The organism is Clostridium estertheticum subsp. estertheticum, from assembly GCF_001877035.1.
Taxonomy (GTDB): domain Bacteria; phylum Bacillota; class Clostridia; order Clostridiales; family Clostridiaceae; genus Clostridium_AD; species Clostridium_AD estertheticum.
The window spans coordinates 3,326,666-3,341,108 of sequence record NZ_CP015756.1 but is presented as its reverse complement, the minus strand read 5'-3'; the positions used below and the strand labels follow the sequence as shown (position 1 = coordinate 3,341,108).

At 30.7% G+C, this 14,443-nt stretch carries 21 protein-coding genes and 1 pseudogene; 13 read left to right on the top strand and 9 right to left on the bottom strand.

The window, feature by feature from the left end:
• Nucleotides 1-14 precede the first annotated feature (14 nt).
• From A7L45_RS24310 to A7L45_RS23320, 12 genes and pseudogenes are all read left to right on the top strand, one after another.
• Entirely contained in the window at nucleotides 15-98 is an 84-nt protein-coding gene (locus A7L45_RS24310; protein WP_071613672.1) for a hypothetical protein, read from the top strand.
• Between the two features lie 302 nt (nucleotides 99-400).
• Nucleotides 401-1,789: a 6-phospho-beta-glucosidase gene (locus tag A7L45_RS15685; RefSeq protein WP_071613671.1), complete on the top strand. Its 1,389-nt coding sequence runs from the start codon at nucleotides 401-403 to the stop codon at nucleotides 1,787-1,789.
• Nucleotides 1,779-1,979, top strand: a complete 201-nt coding sequence (locus A7L45_RS15680) for a hypothetical protein (RefSeq protein WP_071613670.1) — start codon at nucleotides 1,779-1,781, stop codon at nucleotides 1,977-1,979. The genes A7L45_RS15685 and A7L45_RS15680 overlap by 11 nt, the downstream gene beginning before the upstream one ends.
• Before the next feature lie 327 nt (nucleotides 1,980-2,306).
• The gene (locus A7L45_RS15675; protein WP_071613669.1) at nucleotides 2,307-2,624 is read left to right on the top strand and encodes a CAT RNA binding domain-containing protein; all 318 of its coding nucleotides are present in this window, start codon (nucleotides 2,307-2,309) and stop codon (nucleotides 2,622-2,624) included.
• Nucleotides 2,591-2,815: a PTS transporter subunit EIIB gene (locus A7L45_RS23910; protein ID WP_071613668.1), complete on the top strand. Its 225-nt coding sequence runs from the start codon at nucleotides 2,591-2,593 to the stop codon at nucleotides 2,813-2,815. The genes A7L45_RS15675 and A7L45_RS23910 overlap by 34 nt, the downstream gene beginning before the upstream one ends.
• Nucleotides 2,816-2,902: 87 nt before the next feature.
• On the top strand, nucleotides 2,903-4,267 hold the full coding sequence (locus tag A7L45_RS22920) for a PTS transporter subunit EIIC (RefSeq protein WP_263496362.1): 1,365 nt from the start codon (nucleotides 2,903-2,905) through the stop codon (nucleotides 4,265-4,267).
• Nucleotides 4,240-5,223, top strand: a pseudogene (locus A7L45_RS15660) (glycoside hydrolase family 1 protein); the annotation flags it as partial. The gene A7L45_RS22920 and the pseudogene A7L45_RS15660, both read left to right, overlap by 28 nt.
• A gap of 148 nt (nucleotides 5,224-5,371) precedes the next feature.
• A complete protein-coding gene (locus A7L45_RS15655) occupies nucleotides 5,372-6,022 on the top strand; it encodes a hypothetical protein (protein ID WP_071613666.1) in 651 nt (216 codons plus the stop codon).
• Between the two features lie 35 nt (nucleotides 6,023-6,057).
• On the top strand, nucleotides 6,058-6,378 hold the full coding sequence (locus tag A7L45_RS15650) for a cytidylate kinase family protein (protein ID WP_071613665.1): 321 nt from the start codon (nucleotides 6,058-6,060) through the stop codon (nucleotides 6,376-6,378).
• Complete coding sequence (locus A7L45_RS15645; protein WP_071613664.1) at nucleotides 6,357-6,656, top strand: cytidylate kinase-like family protein; 300 nt, start codon at nucleotides 6,357-6,359, stop codon at nucleotides 6,654-6,656. Before A7L45_RS15650 ends, A7L45_RS15645 begins: the two co-directional genes overlap by 22 nt.
• 234 nt (nucleotides 6,657-6,890) lie before the next feature.
• Nucleotides 6,891-7,670 carry a sulfite exporter TauE/SafE family protein gene (locus A7L45_RS15640; protein WP_071613663.1) on the top strand — a complete coding sequence of 260 codons (780 nt, stop codon included), beginning with the start codon at nucleotides 6,891-6,893 and terminating at the stop codon, nucleotides 7,668-7,670.
• A gap of 47 nt (nucleotides 7,671-7,717) precedes the next feature.
• Nucleotides 7,718-7,894, top strand: coding sequence for a hypothetical protein (locus A7L45_RS23320; protein ID WP_169829608.1), 177 nt, complete (start codon nucleotides 7,718-7,720; stop codon nucleotides 7,892-7,894).
• Between the two features lie 111 nt (nucleotides 7,895-8,005).
• On the opposite strand, the gene A7L45_RS15635 is transcribed toward A7L45_RS23320, so the two are convergent.
• From A7L45_RS15635 to A7L45_RS15610, 7 genes are all read right to left on the bottom strand, one after another.
• Entirely contained in the window at nucleotides 8,006-8,782 is a 777-nt protein-coding gene (locus tag A7L45_RS15635; protein ID WP_071613662.1) for an MBL fold metallo-hydrolase, read from the bottom strand.
• Between the two features lie 87 nt (nucleotides 8,783-8,869).
• Nucleotides 8,870-9,343, bottom strand: coding sequence for a GNAT family N-acetyltransferase (locus A7L45_RS15630; RefSeq protein ID WP_071613661.1), 474 nt, complete (start codon nucleotides 9,341-9,343; stop codon nucleotides 8,870-8,872).
• Between the two features lie 176 nt (nucleotides 9,344-9,519).
• A complete protein-coding gene (locus tag A7L45_RS15625) occupies nucleotides 9,520-10,026 on the bottom strand; it encodes a cysteine hydrolase family protein (RefSeq protein WP_071613660.1) in 507 nt (168 codons plus the stop codon).
• Nucleotides 10,027-10,376: 350 nt separating this feature from the next.
• Entirely contained in the window at nucleotides 10,377-10,811 is a 435-nt protein-coding gene (locus A7L45_RS15620) for an Rrf2 family transcriptional regulator (protein ID WP_071613659.1), read from the bottom strand.
• Between the two features lie 344 nt (nucleotides 10,812-11,155).
• Nucleotides 11,156-12,016: a radical SAM protein gene (locus A7L45_RS15615; protein WP_071613658.1), complete on the bottom strand. Its 861-nt coding sequence runs from the start codon at nucleotides 12,014-12,016 to the stop codon at nucleotides 11,156-11,158.
• Nucleotides 12,017-12,146: 130 nt separating this feature from the next.
• On the bottom strand, nucleotides 12,147-12,269 hold the full coding sequence (locus A7L45_RS24110) for a hypothetical protein (protein ID WP_257786551.1): 123 nt from the start codon (nucleotides 12,267-12,269) through the stop codon (nucleotides 12,147-12,149).
• 4 nt (nucleotides 12,270-12,273) lie between these two features.
• A complete protein-coding gene (locus A7L45_RS15610) occupies nucleotides 12,274-12,717 on the bottom strand; it encodes a MarR family transcriptional regulator (protein WP_224616895.1) in 444 nt (147 codons plus the stop codon).
• A 286-nt stretch (nucleotides 12,718-13,003) separates the two neighbouring features.
• Between A7L45_RS15610 and A7L45_RS15605 the strand changes: the two genes are divergently transcribed.
• Complete coding sequence (locus A7L45_RS15605) at nucleotides 13,004-13,474, top strand: pyridoxamine 5'-phosphate oxidase family protein (RefSeq protein ID WP_071613656.1); 471 nt, start codon at nucleotides 13,004-13,006, stop codon at nucleotides 13,472-13,474.
• 137 nt (nucleotides 13,475-13,611) lie between these two features.
• Here A7L45_RS15605 and A7L45_RS15600 read toward each other — a convergent pair whose 3' ends face one another.
• Entirely contained in the window at nucleotides 13,612-13,860 is a 249-nt protein-coding gene (locus A7L45_RS15600) for a hypothetical protein (RefSeq protein ID WP_071613655.1), read from the bottom strand.
• A 69-nt stretch (nucleotides 13,861-13,929) separates the two neighbouring features.
• Nucleotides 13,930-14,295, bottom strand: coding sequence for an ArsR/SmtB family transcription factor (locus tag A7L45_RS15595; protein ID WP_071613654.1), 366 nt, complete (start codon nucleotides 14,293-14,295; stop codon nucleotides 13,930-13,932).
• Nucleotides 14,296-14,443 lie beyond the last annotated feature (148 nt).

Below are 14,443 nucleotides of genomic sequence, written 5' to 3'. Positions count from 1 at the left end.
CCGAGAAAACATTTGTGTCAAAATCTGCAATTCATCGTTTTTGCAAAAAGATTGGTATTGATGGGTTTAATGAACTTAAGGTAAAACTTAATTGTTGATGATAGAAATATTAGTGAAGAGAAATAAAATATATTATATTGAATTATTTTAAAGCTCATCAGAAAAAATCTGATGAGCTTTTGCAGTTGTATATGTGAAGAATAATATAAAGTATCAAAAAGTTTCAATATATTATCAAAATACTAAAAATTTTTAGAAAAAATGACCAGAATAGCTTGATCCCATTGAGTTACTTGGTTATAGCATCTATATTATAAATATAATAAAAGTCTAACGTTTAAAAAATTTAGTCAAAAGCATTTTGAAAAAAGAAATGTGAAATCGATTGGAGGGAAAGAGTGTGAGAAAGGCTATAAAAATAGTAACAATTGGTGGGGGCAGCAGCTATACACCAGAATTAATGGAAGGTTTTATTAAAAGATATGATGAAATGCCAATAAGTGAAATTTGGCTAGTAGATATTGAAGAGGGAAAAGAAAAAGTAGAAATAATAGGAAAACTTGCACAACGTATGTGGGATGCAACACCATATAATGTACAAGTATTCACAACCTTAGATAGGAGAGAAGCATTAAAAGGTGCAGATTTTGTAACAACACAATTTAGAGTTGGTTTACTGGATGCAAGAATTAAAGATGAAAGAATACCATCATTACATGGGATGTTAGGACAAGAAACTAATGGTGCTGGTGGAATGTTTAAAGCATTTAGAACAATTCCAGTAATAAGAGAAATTGTTGAAGACATGAAGGAATTGTGTCCAGTGGCATGGTTGATTAATTTTACTAATCCTAGTGGAATCATTACGGAAGCTGTAATTAAGCATTTCGGATGGAAAAAGTGTATTGGTTTATGTAATGTACCAGTTATAGCTATGATGAACGAACCAAAGGTTATTAGAAAAGAAACTTCAGAATTAAATTATCAATTTGCAGGATTAAATCATTTCCATTGGCATAAAGTGTTTGATACAGAAGGAAATGAAGTAACTGGACAGTTAATAGATCATATTAATGAAAAAAATGGGGGGACACCAGCTAATATTTTTCAAGCTGAATTTTCCTTAGAATTATTACATTCTATGAATTTACTGCCTTGTGGATATCATCGTTATTACTATGCAGAAAGAGAAATGCTTGAGCACAGCATAGAGGAATTCAAAAAAGGTGGAACACGTGCTGAGCAAATGAAAGAAGTGGAAGCATCTCTTTTTGAAATATATAAAAACCCAGATTTAAATAAAAAGCCTGAAGAAATTAATAAACGTGGCGGCGCATTTTATAGTGATGCGGCTTGTGAATGCATAAGTGCAATATATAATAACAAAGGAATTCATATGGTAGTAAGCACACAAAACAATGGAGCTATACCTTGTCTAAATTCAGATTCTATAGTTGAAATTTCATGTAGAATTTCTGATAAAGGAGCAGAACCAATTGCATGGGGAGAAATGGGTTCATTTGAAAAAGGACATCTTCAAATTATGAAAGCAATGGAAGAATGTACAATAAATGCTGCGTTATTAGGGGATTATGGAATGGCATTACAAGCATTTACAATAAATCCATTGGTTCAAAAGGGAAGTGAAGCAAAACAAGTACTAGATGAATTATTGGTAGTACATGAAAAATATCTTCCACAATTTAAAGAAAAGATAGCTGAGTTAAAGAAACAAGGCGTGGCATCAAAAGATCCTGTAGTAATCGAGTTAATGAAAAATGGACATTAAAAGAGGGTTATTTGGAGCGACGAAAGAAGAAAAAGAAGCCTATATATTTACACTTGAAAATTCAAAAGGAATGAAAGCACAGGTGACAAATTATGGAGCAATACTAGTTTCGTTGTTTAGAGTTGTTTACAAAAAAAATGAGGAGGTTTCTGTATGGAACCACAGTTTTACCCCAAAAGTATTAATATAGATAACATTAAGTCATCGCTTTTCATAAAGGAGAAGAATTTGAAACTACAACAATATATCAGTTTTTATAGATAAATTATAAATATTTTAGAAGATTTAAGTTTGTCAAAGGTGATTAAAATAAATGCGGAAGTTTTACGACATAAATCTACTGAAAAATATAAAAAAATAGTTGACAACGATTGCAAGTGATGACTATATTATAAATTTGATTGGATTGTTACTGGAAAGCAGGCTATACCAATTTGCGATGATTATTTCATTGTAAAGGGGGTGTAGTCTTTTTGTTTTTATATGTATGGGAAGGAGGAATATAATGTAAGCCAATATGAAAGTAGATAAAGTAATCAATAATAATTTAGTTCGATCTCATAAAGATGGAAAAGAAGTTTTAGTTATGGGCAAAGGTCTTGGTTTTAAAAAAGTCAAAAGTGATTTAATTGATAATTCTTTAATAGAAAGAATTTATGTTATTGAATGCAAAGTAAAGCGCAGTCATTTAGATGAATTAATTTCCAAAATTCCATACGAATATGTTCAAACAACCAATGAAATTATTACTTATGCTACTAACTCACTAGGAAAAATTAATTTATTGAGGAGGAAAAAATTATGGATTACAATAAATTTGCATCCACGATTTTAGAAACAGTAGGTGGAGAAAAAAATGTTATATCAGTAGGACATTGTGCTACGCGTTTACGTTTTAACTTAAAAGATGATAAAAAGGCAGATACGGAATTTCTTCAAAATCTTAAGGGTGTTGTTGGAGTTGTAAATAAAGGCGGGCAATATCAAGTTGTCATTGGTAGTGATGTTAGAAATGTTTATAAATAACTTTTAGAGTTAGGATCATTCAATAATAATGATGTGTCTAGTGAAAAAGGAGAAGATAAGGGTATTATAACAAAGGCCTTAGATACGATGGCGGGTATATTCTTTCCAATTGTTCCCGCACTAACTGGTGCTGGTATGTTAAAAGCTGTAATGGCTATAGCAGTTGCACTTGGATGGCTTTCTTCTAAATCAAGCACATACCAATTTATAAACTATATTGGTGATACTGCTTTCTACTTTTTACCAATATTACTAGCAGATTCTGCTGCAAAGAAATTTAAATGTAACGAATATGCGGCAATGGCTATTGGTGGTGTATTATTACATCCAACATTTACTACAATGGTGGCTAATGCGAAAAAAGCAGGAGAAGGATTACAGCTTTTAGGGTTACCAGTTTCCTTGGTTTCTTATGGATCCTCAGTTGTTCCTATTATTTTAGCTGTTTGGTTTATGTCTTATGTTGAGAGATTGGCAGATAAAATTATTCCAGGTACTATTAAATTATTCGGTGTGCCATTACTTACTTTAATGATAGTAGCACCAGTAACTTTAATTGCTATTGGTCCATTAGGAAATATCTTAGGCGTAGGATTAGGAGCAGGAGTTACTTTCTTAAATGCATATGCTAGCTGGCTTGTTCCTCTATTAGTAAGTGCATTAACTCCATTAATGGTTATGACTGGAATGCATTATGGATTAATTCCAATTGGAATTAACATGCTTGCAACAACAGGATATGATACAGTAGCAGGTCCAGGAATGATGGTTTCAAATATTGCTCAAGGTGGAGCTTCACTTGCAGTAGCAATACGTGCAAAAAACAAAGATGTAAAACAACTTGCAGGTTCGGTATGGATTACAGCAGTTCTAGGTATTACAGAGCCAGCTATGTATGGTATTAGTTTAAGATTCAAAAAGCCATTATATGCTGCCATGATTGGTGGAGGTGCTGCTGGTCTATTCATAGGTGTTATGGGTGTTGGAAGATATGCTCAGGTTGCACCAGGGTTACTTGCATTACCAAGTTTTATTGGACAAGATGGATTTGCTAATGTAATATATGCAGCTATTGGATGTGCTATTGCGTTTATAGTTTCATTTATTGCTTCTTTTATGCTTGGAATAGACGAACCAGAGCAAGATACAAAAGGATCAGGAGACAAAGCTGAAGTGGTAATAGATGTGGCTTCAAGTGGTGTTATCTATGCTCCTATTAAAGGAAGAACAGTAGATCTTAAAGAAGTTAGTGATCCAGTTTTTGCTGATGGTATTATGGGTCAAGGTGTAGCAATTATACCAGAGGAAGGAGCTGTTTATGCCCCAGTAGATGGTGTGGTTTCAGCATTGTTTGACACTAAGCATGCTATTGGAATTACTGGTGATGATGGTGTGGAAATACTAATTCACATTGGTATAGTAATTATGACGGATGGTCAAGCAGAGAAGTAGTTGATTATTATGTATTCTTCTGCGAAATAATCTTTAATAGGTATAAGGATAAAGTTAAACATTGGATGACGTTTAACGAAATAAATTTTCTTAGATGCTGGGTTCATATTGGTATACACAATACTGATGATCAGACTAAATATCAAGCAGTTCATCATTTATTTGTAGCTAGCGCAAAAGCTGTTAAGCTAGGTCATGAGATTAATCCAGATTTCAAAATAGGAACTATGGTAGCTTATATTCCTAGCTATCCAATGACCTGCAAACCAGAAGATGTTATGAAAAATCTAGTGTTCCAAAGACAAGTAGAATTCTACCTAGATGTTCAATGCAAGGGATATTACCCTGCTAATAAGATTAAAGAATTTGAAAGAAAAGGAATTACGATAAAGAAAGAGCAAGGGGACGATGAAATAATCAAGGAAGGTATCGCAGATTACATTGGCTTTAGCTACTATATGTCTACGGCATCAACAACAGATAAAAATGCAGAAAAGACAGGTGGAAATAATATGATGGCATATAAAAATCCATATCTAGAAGTATCGGATTGGGGCTGGTCAGTTGATCCACTAGGATTACGTATTTCGTTATGCCAAATGTATGAACGCTATAATATTCCATTATTTGTAGTTGAAAATGGTTTTGGAGCTGTTGACCAAGTAGAAGTTGATGGTTCAATTAATGATGACCATAGAATTGATTACTTAAAGGAACATATCAAAGCTATGAAAGATGCAGTTGAATTAGATGGTGTTGATTTAATGGGATATACTCCATGGGGATGTATTGATTTAGTATCTTGGAGTACAGGAGAAATGAAAAAACGTTATGGTTTCATTTATGTAGATATGGATGATGCAGGAAATGGAACTCTTAATCGTAGCAAGAAAAAATCCTTTGAGTGGTATAAACAGTGTATTGAATCCAATGGAGAAGATTTAGAATCAGAGTAATTAATATACTACTTAGTTATTTAGAATTAACGCTAATTTTTTAAAAATATTAATTAAGAAATAGTCTTTTTAAATAAAATATTAAATTTAAATAATTTTTTATATATTATCATAACATTTTATTTGAATTAAGAAAGGAAGTTATTATATGTTTGTTTATTATCCAAGTTGTAATTTTACAATGGCTTCTAAAGAAGGAAGTAAGAAAATTAAAGAATATTTAAAAGAAAAACATGGTATGAGGATAGAAGGATGCTGCCGTCCAGGTCATAAAAGTTTGACTGATCAAGACACAGCTGTTACGATATGCCATTCATGTTCAGCTATTGTTAAGGAAACTGTGCCAGAAGCAAATGAAATCAGCGTATGGGGGATCTTAGATTCAGATAAAGAGTTCCCTTGGCCAGATTTACATGGTGAAAAAATTACGCTTCAAGATTGTTGGCGTGCAGGAGACAAGAAATCACTCCATGATGCAGTAAGAAACATTATGAAGAAAATGAATATTGAAATTGTAGAGCTTGAAGAAAATTATGAAAAGTCTGAGTTCTGTGGTGTGTTCCGCTATAATCCTATGAAGGAAGGTAATATAAAGATTGCTCCAAATTATTTTGTAAAGCAGATGGAAGGTAAACTTGAACTTCGTACTGAAGAAGAGCAGCAAAAGCTTATGGAAGAACATTGCTCACAGTATACAACAGATAGAGTAGTTTGTTACTGTAATTCTTGTTTAAGAGGTGTTAAGCAAGGTGTGGGAAATGGTGTTCATTTAATGGATTTAATTATGCAGACTGCTTAAATAATTAATTGTTTATTTTTTAGGAGGTATTAGGTATGACAAAAAAATATATAGTGTTTACTAGTGAGTATGCAAGTGCAGCGAGATATATAGCAAAGGAACTAGAAAAAAAGCTTGGAATAAAATTTTATGGTGAAGAAGATTTATTGATTAGGACTGCAAAGGAATCTGGAATTGATGAGAAAGTTTTAAGTGAATATGATGAAAAACTTGCAAATAGTAAGTTTGATGAAACTTTACAGTTGAATGAACTTGATTTAGGACTTAAGATTTATAATGCATACTCAGATACTATTTTGAAAATAGTTGAGGTGAGGAAGGTCATTGTATTCTTATGGAAAGAGGTGCAGATATAGTCTTAAGGGGTAAGGTAGATTTTTTAAATGTATATGTTTATAGCAAAGATATGGATAAAAAAGTAGACCGATGCGAAAGAGTTGTTGGAATTCCAAAGAAAGATGCACCTGAGTACATTGATAGACAAGTTATGCAGAGAAAAATTTACTACAGTACATTTTCGAGCATTGAAAGAGGCAAGATGAGTGAATATGATTTATGTATTAATACTGATACATTTACTGTAGATTCCTTAGGAATGGAAAAGTGTGCTGAAATAGTAAAAGTAGCTTTATAAAGTGAAACTTGATTTAGGTGGAGGATTCCAGCTAAATCTTAGTTGAACTAATCCAGGAGCGTGCAGCCGTTATCTCACATTGATAAAAGTAGATATTTCAAATTTAAAACTCGGAATAGTCACGTTCACAGTGCACGTGTAAGTTTTACGGATGCTAGCTATCGGATAAATATTTAAAAAACACTTATGCTTCAAATCATGGCGCTAAGTATTTTTAATAAGGGGATAATTGTAATGATAATATTAATGTATGTAAGTATTATATTAATTGCCACCATTTCAGGTGCAATTTCTGGTCTTGGCGGAGGGGTAATAATTAAACCATTATTTGATATGATTGGTTATCATAATGCAGCTGCAATAGGATTTTACTCATCAGTTGCTGTTTTTACCATGAGTATTGTATCAATAATTACACAATTGAAAAATGGTTTTATTTTTCAATTAAAGACTTTTTTATGGATATCTATTGGTTCGCTAATCGGGGGAGTAGCAGGAGAAGCGGTTTTTAATAGAGTTGCTTCTTCTTATGAAAATAGTGTTGTTAAAGTCATTCAAGCATCTTTACTTGCAATTATTTTAATTTGTATATTAATTTATACAATAAATAAAGATAAAGTTAGATCTTTTCATTTAAAAAATTTCCTTTCTATATTCTTAGTTGGTTTTTTCTTAGGTTCAATTTCAGTCTTTTTAGGAATAGGAGGAGGACCATTAAATGTTGCTCTTTTGATGCTTCTGTTTTCTTATACGATTAAGGATGCGACAATTTATTCAATTGCTACTATTTTCTTTGCACAAATATCAAAATTAAGCAGTGTAATAATTTCAAATAAATTATTTGAATATGATTTATCTTTAATCCCATTTATGTGTGTCTCAGCAGTTATTGGAGGGTTTATAGGTACCTTAATTAATCTGAGATTAGAGGAAAGAAAAATTGAAAAATTTTATATATTTCTAATTGGATTATTATTGATTATATCTGGATATAATGTAATTACAAATTTATAATTTGGGATGGTTTTGTTCAATTTAATATACTCATTTGGAGGTAACTTATGGAGGGAGAAAGTAATATTCAAAATATTTATAATCTTAACCTAGAAGAGAAAAATAACAGGAATAGGACTATTAGCTATAGCAATTTCATTATATTAGCAATTACTCCCATAGTTTATGGAATATATAGATATAGAAAAATCAATAAAAAGATAGAGAAGGTAGTTTATAAATAAAAAAGGCTCAACACATATTTTATAAGGCAGTGCAAAATGAACTGCCTTATTTTTAGTCTGCCAATGCTGAATAGCAAATTAGCAGGGATTAATTTTATTATTTATGGAATATTAAAATGTATAATCTTCTCCATCATCTGGGATCAATACATTGGAAGATATTCCTTTTTCATTAACAAAATTCTTTAATTCTTCTCTTGATAATGTCCAATGGTTTATAGCTTCCATGTGGCTAGCAATAATTTTTGCATTAGGAGCAGTCCTATGAACTTCATAAACATCTTCTTTTCCCATAATTACTGGATCATAGTCAATAAACTTATTACGTCCAGCATTTAAAACAATAACCTCTGGTTTATGAGTATCAATTTCTTCTTTTACACCATCATACCATATAGTATCACCAGCTACATATAAAGTTTTTTCAGTGGAGTGTTCGAAGACAATACCACATACGTTACCAGCAGATTTTAGCATTTCACCGCTTCCATGTTGGCCTTTTGTTTTAGTTAATTTAATATCCTCAAAACTTGTGTCTTCAGTTAAAACTTCTATATTTTTAAAGCCAGCATCTTTTAATTCTTTAGCATCTATTTCGTCTTGAACAAACATTTTCATATCTTTAGGTAAGATTTCTTTGGCAGCATCATCAAAGTGATCAGGATGTAAATGAGTTATTATTACTGCATTGACATTAATAACTTCATTAATTGATATTGGCAAGTTAACTAAAGGATTATTTTGGTCTTGTCTTGGTGCATCTGGGAGGCCAAGACGTGGTCCGAATGGTGGATAACTACCTTTGTCTGCTAAAATTGGATCAATCAAAAATTTTTTACCTGCATATTCAATTATTATTGTAGCATTTCTAATTTGTTTAATATTCATATTTATATACTCCTTTTTAACTATAAAAAAATTTAATATATCTGTTGATATAAATTAACGCTTTTTATTTCAAGCAGAAAAATGTTGTTATTTGTTATCTTCTCTTGATTTCATCATTAAATGTTCAGTTATCCCTTCCATATATAAACTAGGTATAGTACCTACTTGAATGTAACCAATTTTTTTATAAAGTCTTTCTGCATCTGGATTAAAATCTGCAACTACTAAAAATATTTTGCTGTAGTTTTTCAAACAACTATCCTCAAAGAACTTTAATAGGTTTTTACCTATTCCTTGATTACGACTTTCTTGGTTTACTGCAACAATATGCAGATAGGGGAATGAATGAAATATTCCATCAAAAATGATCCATATGAATCCTTTATAATTTTGATTAATATCCATAGCAATGTAGATTTCTTCTTTAGCAAATCCTTCTTCTAATGAAGTTCTAGCACTTCCTTTTTTAGGAAAATATTTTATCCCTAGTTCAGAATTTACTAATGTATCTTCACAATCATTTATATAAGCTATACTTCCCTTTACTATTTTTGTTTCCATATGACACCTCTTTCTTAAATTTTATTAACTATATGACGTGTAATTTATTACGCAAAAAATTACAACTGTTCACCTATTCTATTCAATAGTGCAAGATAGGGAATTTTAAAATATTTAACATACACTTAGTGTAAAGTCCGTAAAAGTCTTTCGGTAGAATACAATTTAGTAATTTTCTATATAGCCTCATTATAACTTAATAGTTCCACACGTGTTGATACTCCTTGGAGTGCAATTTGGTGTGTAGGCTCATTTAACGTTGTGCAGCAGTCAGATAGTATTTTTACACTATATTTTTCTGCATTTTTAGAAATAGCGGTAAAAACAACACAATTTTGTGTCATCATTCCACATACAAGAATTTCTTCTACTTCAAGCTGTGATAATACTTCATCTAATTTAGTCTTATGAAAACTATCTGCAAAGGTCTTAATAACTTTCATTGCATTTGGAGCAGCTTTTAATATTCTTGGATGAATTTCTACTCCTTCCGTGCCTTCATTAAAAAAGGGCGAACTACTATCTGCAATATGTTGAATTAAAACTACTGGGATATTAGTAGTAGTTGCTTTTTCAATAGCTTTTTCCACATTATTTAAAGTATTTTCGGCATTCCACAGAGGGAATTTTCCATTTTTAAAGTAATCATTTTGTATATCAATAACTATAAGAGCTTTTTTCATTTTTATAACCTCCTGAATTTAACATCATTTTATGTTTTGAAAAGTATACTATTTCATCTAAATCATTCTAATTTTATTACTACAATTAGTTCATGAACCCTTGTTGTATTAATAATAGCATGGATTATTGTATTGTGAAATTACCAACTTTTTCGTGTGTATTATATAATATTTCGAGTTACCGCTCCGCTGATTGATGTACAACTAGTCGAAACAGCAATTCTCTATTAACTAAACGGCAAAAGAACTACAAGAGTCGGTTATAAAGGATGAGAGGTCGAAAAACAAAAAAATGTTTTCCTCCTACTCGATTCTCCTAAAAATACTGAAATTCAGAATTATTCAGTTTATTATATATAGAATTGATCTACATTTTTATAGTATAGGTTAATGATATGATCCAAAGTGATTTCTTTCATTTTATGTTCAGCAGTTTCTTGAATTTCATCATAATATTTCTGTAATGAAAGCTGAATATTCATACCCACACCACAATCAGGATTGGTTTGCGTATCAAGGTGCAATAGAGGCTTGGTACCTTCTACAGCACGATAGAGATCTAGAAGTGTGATATCAGCAGTTTTTTTTGCTAACGATGGTTTAGCGTGCCCAGTAACACTGTTTAATAATCCGGCTTCTCGTAATTTCATCATGATTTGTCTTACGCATCCAGGATTTGTCTGAATGCTCTTGGCGATAGCTGTACTGCTTAAATCATAACTTGGATTAATTTTAATAAAAACTAATATGTGTACTGCATGACTTAGTTTGGTTGAATATTTCATAAAAGTAATACTCCTTTATGTTAAAATATTATTAACAGCTACTTGAGTTTATAGAAGTGTGATGCTACACTGAAGTTGCTGTTAATTAGATTTTATCAGCAATAGAAAAAGAAGTCAAGGTAGCTAATAAAAAAATTTACTTAAGAAAGGAAGAGTGATTAAATGTGATTAAAATAAAAGAAAATTTATGGACTTATGTTTCTAACTATAGTCAGATTAATTCTTCTAAGCTCAGTGACAAACAGTATAACTTTATTATTGGCAGGTGCTTTGATGTATTATACAATTTTGAATAATACTATTTTAAGTGGAGTAGGAACCATCTAATGGACTCCAGACACCTTTCACACATTATCATTTTTAATTCTGATATTTTTATTTTCTAACTTATTTTTGACAAGCTGTTCATGATAAAAGAAATTCACATACTTTACTCCAGCTGCTTTACAATAAATATCAATATCCTTGGATAAAAGTTCCCAATAATTCATGTCTTTCTTAATATAAATTTCTTTATACTTGTCTATAAAGTGAGGATATTTCTCCTCAATATAGTTTAGGATTCTATACTTATAATCCCCTCTTAAATTTAGATTTTCAAACCAATACTCATTAACATAATCTTTACTTGTTTCTATAATGCTTTTAAAATCGGTAATGTATGGAAATATTGGAGACATAAATAACACAACATAAATGCCGTTTTCGTGTAGTGTCTTTAGAGTGTTTAGTCTGTCTTTTATACTACTAGCACGATCCATATCATTTTTAAAGTCTTCGTCTAATGTATTAATAGAAATTGCTACTGTAAGATTTTTTATTTGTTTTAGAATATCAATATCTCTTAGTATTAATTTTGATTTTGTAACAATACCTAAAATTACATTTGAACCTTTAAATTGCTCTAAAATTCCTCTAGTGATTTGGTATTTAGCTTCTAGAGGGTTATAGCAGTCAGTTACTGAGGACAGTGAAACTGTCTTATTTTCTAATTTTTTTATATTTATTTTATTATCACAAACTTTAACATCTATAAATGATCCCCAATCTTCTTGATTGTGATTTGTAAATCTCTTCATAAAGCTTGCATAGCAGTATTTACATGCGTGAGGGCAGCCAACATAAGGATTTATAACATAATCATAAGTAGGGAGATTAGATTTTGATACATAGTTTTTTACTTCTTTTATATTTTCTTTTATCATGGAAGTTTCTCCTTTACAAAACAATTTATTTGCGAAAGTCTTTTGGAAGTTCTTGAATCATATTTTCTTCACCTACGATGTCTGCACAATATCCTTTAATAAAAACGGGAATATTTTTGCTTTAGTTTATTTAGTTAGGTGTTATATTAAAACGATTGTTAATTCCCTTTGCATAGCAATAATTACAGCCTACTGTACATCCGTTTACAGAATTCAAACTTCGAATTAGTTTTTCTATATCACAAATTTTCATAGCTTTATTCCTCTTGTTTTTGCTTTAAATTTTTTAATATTCTTGATAAATAGTTTTCAAGCTGTAGTATTTCATCATCACTAAAACCATCATAATAAATTTCGTTCATTTGAGATGAGACTTCATCATATTTATTTTTTAGTTTTTTAGCTTTTTCCGTTAAAACAATCAAAACTTTTCTTCTATCTGTTTTGGTGAATGTTCTATTGACGAGCTCTGCTGATTCCATTCGGTCAAGCATACTTGTAAGTGTAGTTAATGCCAATCCAGTCTTTTTGGATAATTCCTTTATAGGAATTGAATCTTCTTGCCAAAGTATGTATAAAATTCTTCCTTGAGGACCATTAAAATCATCTATTTTGTTTCTAACAAGTATTTTTTCGAAAATTCTTCCGCTAATTTGTTTTATTTGTGAAATAAAAAAACCACCTTGTGTATTATTTAACACTGATATCATTCCTTTTTTTATATATTATTTAACATAAATATTATTACTGTTATTTAGGATATTACTATATGGTAGTAATTGTGTCAAGACTAATTATAATAACAATAACAATTTCTATTTTAGATATTAAACATAATTTTTTTAATAAATGAATTTTTAAAGATTTGTTTATTAAATAGCTATTGACACGATATATTACTATATGGTAGTATTCTATATAGTAATATATTTGAAGGTAATATTACTGCATAACAATTTGCAAAAATAAATAAGGTGGTGCAATTGAATGAATAATATTCAAGCAATTAAATTAAGTAATGATCTAATGAACAAAGCGGACGTTGTATATCTATCAACGGTAACTAGTAATAATGCCCCAGAAACAAGAGCATTATTAAATCTTAGAAATGTTAATCAATATCCAGACTTGGTTAATATGTTTGACGAAAATGAATCTAGTTTAGTAACATATGTAACAACCAATACATCATCATCTAAGATGAAAAGTATAATGGAGAATCCTAAAATATGTTTATATTACTGCAAAGCAGATGAACAAAGAGGTCTTATGCTTACTGGAGAAGCAGAAATAGTAACTGATATGGAAATAAAAAAGGTCCTATGGCATGATATGTGGAAAATATTTTTTCCGGGTGGAGTTACAGATCCAGATTATACAATAATTCGTTTGAGTGCAGTTACTGCTAAGGGATATGATAAAATACAAACATACAACTTAGAATTTAAAGGAAAGTAATTGACTGCCAATAATTTAAACTTAATATGAGTGAATTCGGAAACTAACCCTTAATGTGAAAATATTTCAATTAAATGAAGTTAGATTGTAGAACCATTAAAAAGTGTTCACGACTTACTAGTTATAATATAAAAAGCTTAAAAAAGGGCATCGCCACTTAATTCTGTGGCGATGCCCTTATCATGGTAATCGTAAATAATAGGAATTTCGTCCATACAAATTGGGATACCATCGTCATCTACTTTGATTGGAGGCTCATATTTAAATTTACCTAACCCTTTTTTATTTAAAGGAATTATGGCCGTTATATTCCAAGCATCTAATAGGTCATAAGTAGGGTTATTATCATGAGCACCATCTCCAAGAAATTTATCGAACTTGAACATCGGATAAAGGTTACTTCTACTGCTTTAGTTAGACTTGTTACCATAAAACACAATAGTAACGTGTTTGCATCATATATATGTTGGACATGATATTTCAAACATAGTATCCATTGTCTTGTGTAGTAAATTTGCCCTCTCATTATCTGATAATTTATAATAGACTTCTTTCCCGGCACGTCTGCTGACAATCAAACCGTTATTTCTCAAGATGCGTAGATGATGTGAAACAGCAGGATCACTCATTCCCATGGTTGCAGCTATGTTGGAGACGCACTCTTCGCTGTGACATAAAAGCCAAAGAATACGCAGACGCGTACCATCACCAAGTTGTTGGAAAGAAGTGGCTACTTCTTGAAATTGTTCTATTTGGGGCATCTTATCTAATATCTTATCTATATTCTGCCCATGATCATGGGGTAAATTATAATGTGCCATGATTTCCACTTCCTTTGACGCTTATTTTTCTCAATGATAATTCAGAAATCAGACTTTGTCAAATGTTATAATCTATATGTGTATAAATACAATAATGGGAAAGTAAAATACAATATAATTTTGTAATCTACGTTCCCAGTTACAAATG

Coding starts and splice junctions, on each gene's coding strand:
- A7L45_RS15680 (WP_071613670.1), top strand. CDS start 1,779: ATGGACATTAAAAGAGGGTTATTTGGAGCGACGAAAGAAGAAAAAGAA.
- A7L45_RS15675 (WP_071613669.1), top strand. CDS start 2,307: ATGAAAGTAGATAAAGTAATCAATAATAATTTAGTTCGATCTCATAAA.
- A7L45_RS23910 (WP_071613668.1), top strand. CDS start 2,591: ATGGATTACAATAAATTTGCATCCACGATTTTAGAAACAGTAGGTGGA.
- A7L45_RS22920 (WP_263496362.1), top strand. CDS start 2,903: ATGGCGGGTATATTCTTTCCAATTGTTCCCGCACTAACTGGTGCTGGT.
- A7L45_RS15655 (WP_071613666.1), top strand. CDS start 5,372: ATGTTTGTTTATTATCCAAGTTGTAATTTTACAATGGCTTCTAAAGAA.
- A7L45_RS15650 (WP_071613665.1), top strand. CDS start 6,058: ATGACAAAAAAATATATAGTGTTTACTAGTGAGTATGCAAGTGCAGCG.
- A7L45_RS15645 (WP_071613664.1), top strand. CDS start 6,357: ATGGAAAGAGGTGCAGATATAGTCTTAAGGGGTAAGGTAGATTTTTTA.
- A7L45_RS15640 (WP_071613663.1), top strand. CDS start 6,891: ATGATAATATTAATGTATGTAAGTATTATATTAATTGCCACCATTTCA.
- A7L45_RS23320 (WP_169829608.1), top strand. CDS start 7,718: ATGGAGGGAGAAAGTAATATTCAAAATATTTATAATCTTAACCTAGAA.
- A7L45_RS15635 (WP_071613662.1), bottom strand. CDS start 8,782: ATGAATATTAAACAAATTAGAAATGCTACAATAATAATTGAATATGCA.
- A7L45_RS15630 (WP_071613661.1), bottom strand. CDS start 9,343: ATGGAAACAAAAATAGTAAAGGGAAGTATAGCTTATATAAATGATTGT.
- A7L45_RS15625 (WP_071613660.1), bottom strand. CDS start 10,026: ATGAAAAAAGCTCTTATAGTTATTGATATACAAAATGATTACTTTAAA.
- A7L45_RS15620 (WP_071613659.1), bottom strand. CDS start 10,811: ATGAAATATTCAACCAAACTAAGTCATGCAGTACACATATTAGTTTTT.
- A7L45_RS15615 (WP_071613658.1), bottom strand. CDS start 12,016: ATGATAAAAGAAAATATAAAAGAAGTAAAAAACTATGTATCAAAATCT.
- A7L45_RS24110 (WP_257786551.1), bottom strand. CDS start 12,269: ATGAAAATTTGTGATATAGAAAAACTAATTCGAAGTTTGAATTCTGTA.
- A7L45_RS15605 (WP_071613656.1), top strand. CDS start 13,004: ATGAATAATATTCAAGCAATTAAATTAAGTAATGATCTAATGAACAAA.
- A7L45_RS15600 (WP_071613655.1), bottom strand. CDS start 13,860: ATGTTCAAGTTCGATAAATTTCTTGGAGATGGTGCTCATGATAATAAC.
- A7L45_RS15595 (WP_071613654.1), bottom strand. CDS start 14,295: ATGGCACATTATAATTTACCCCATGATCATGGGCAGAATATAGATAAG.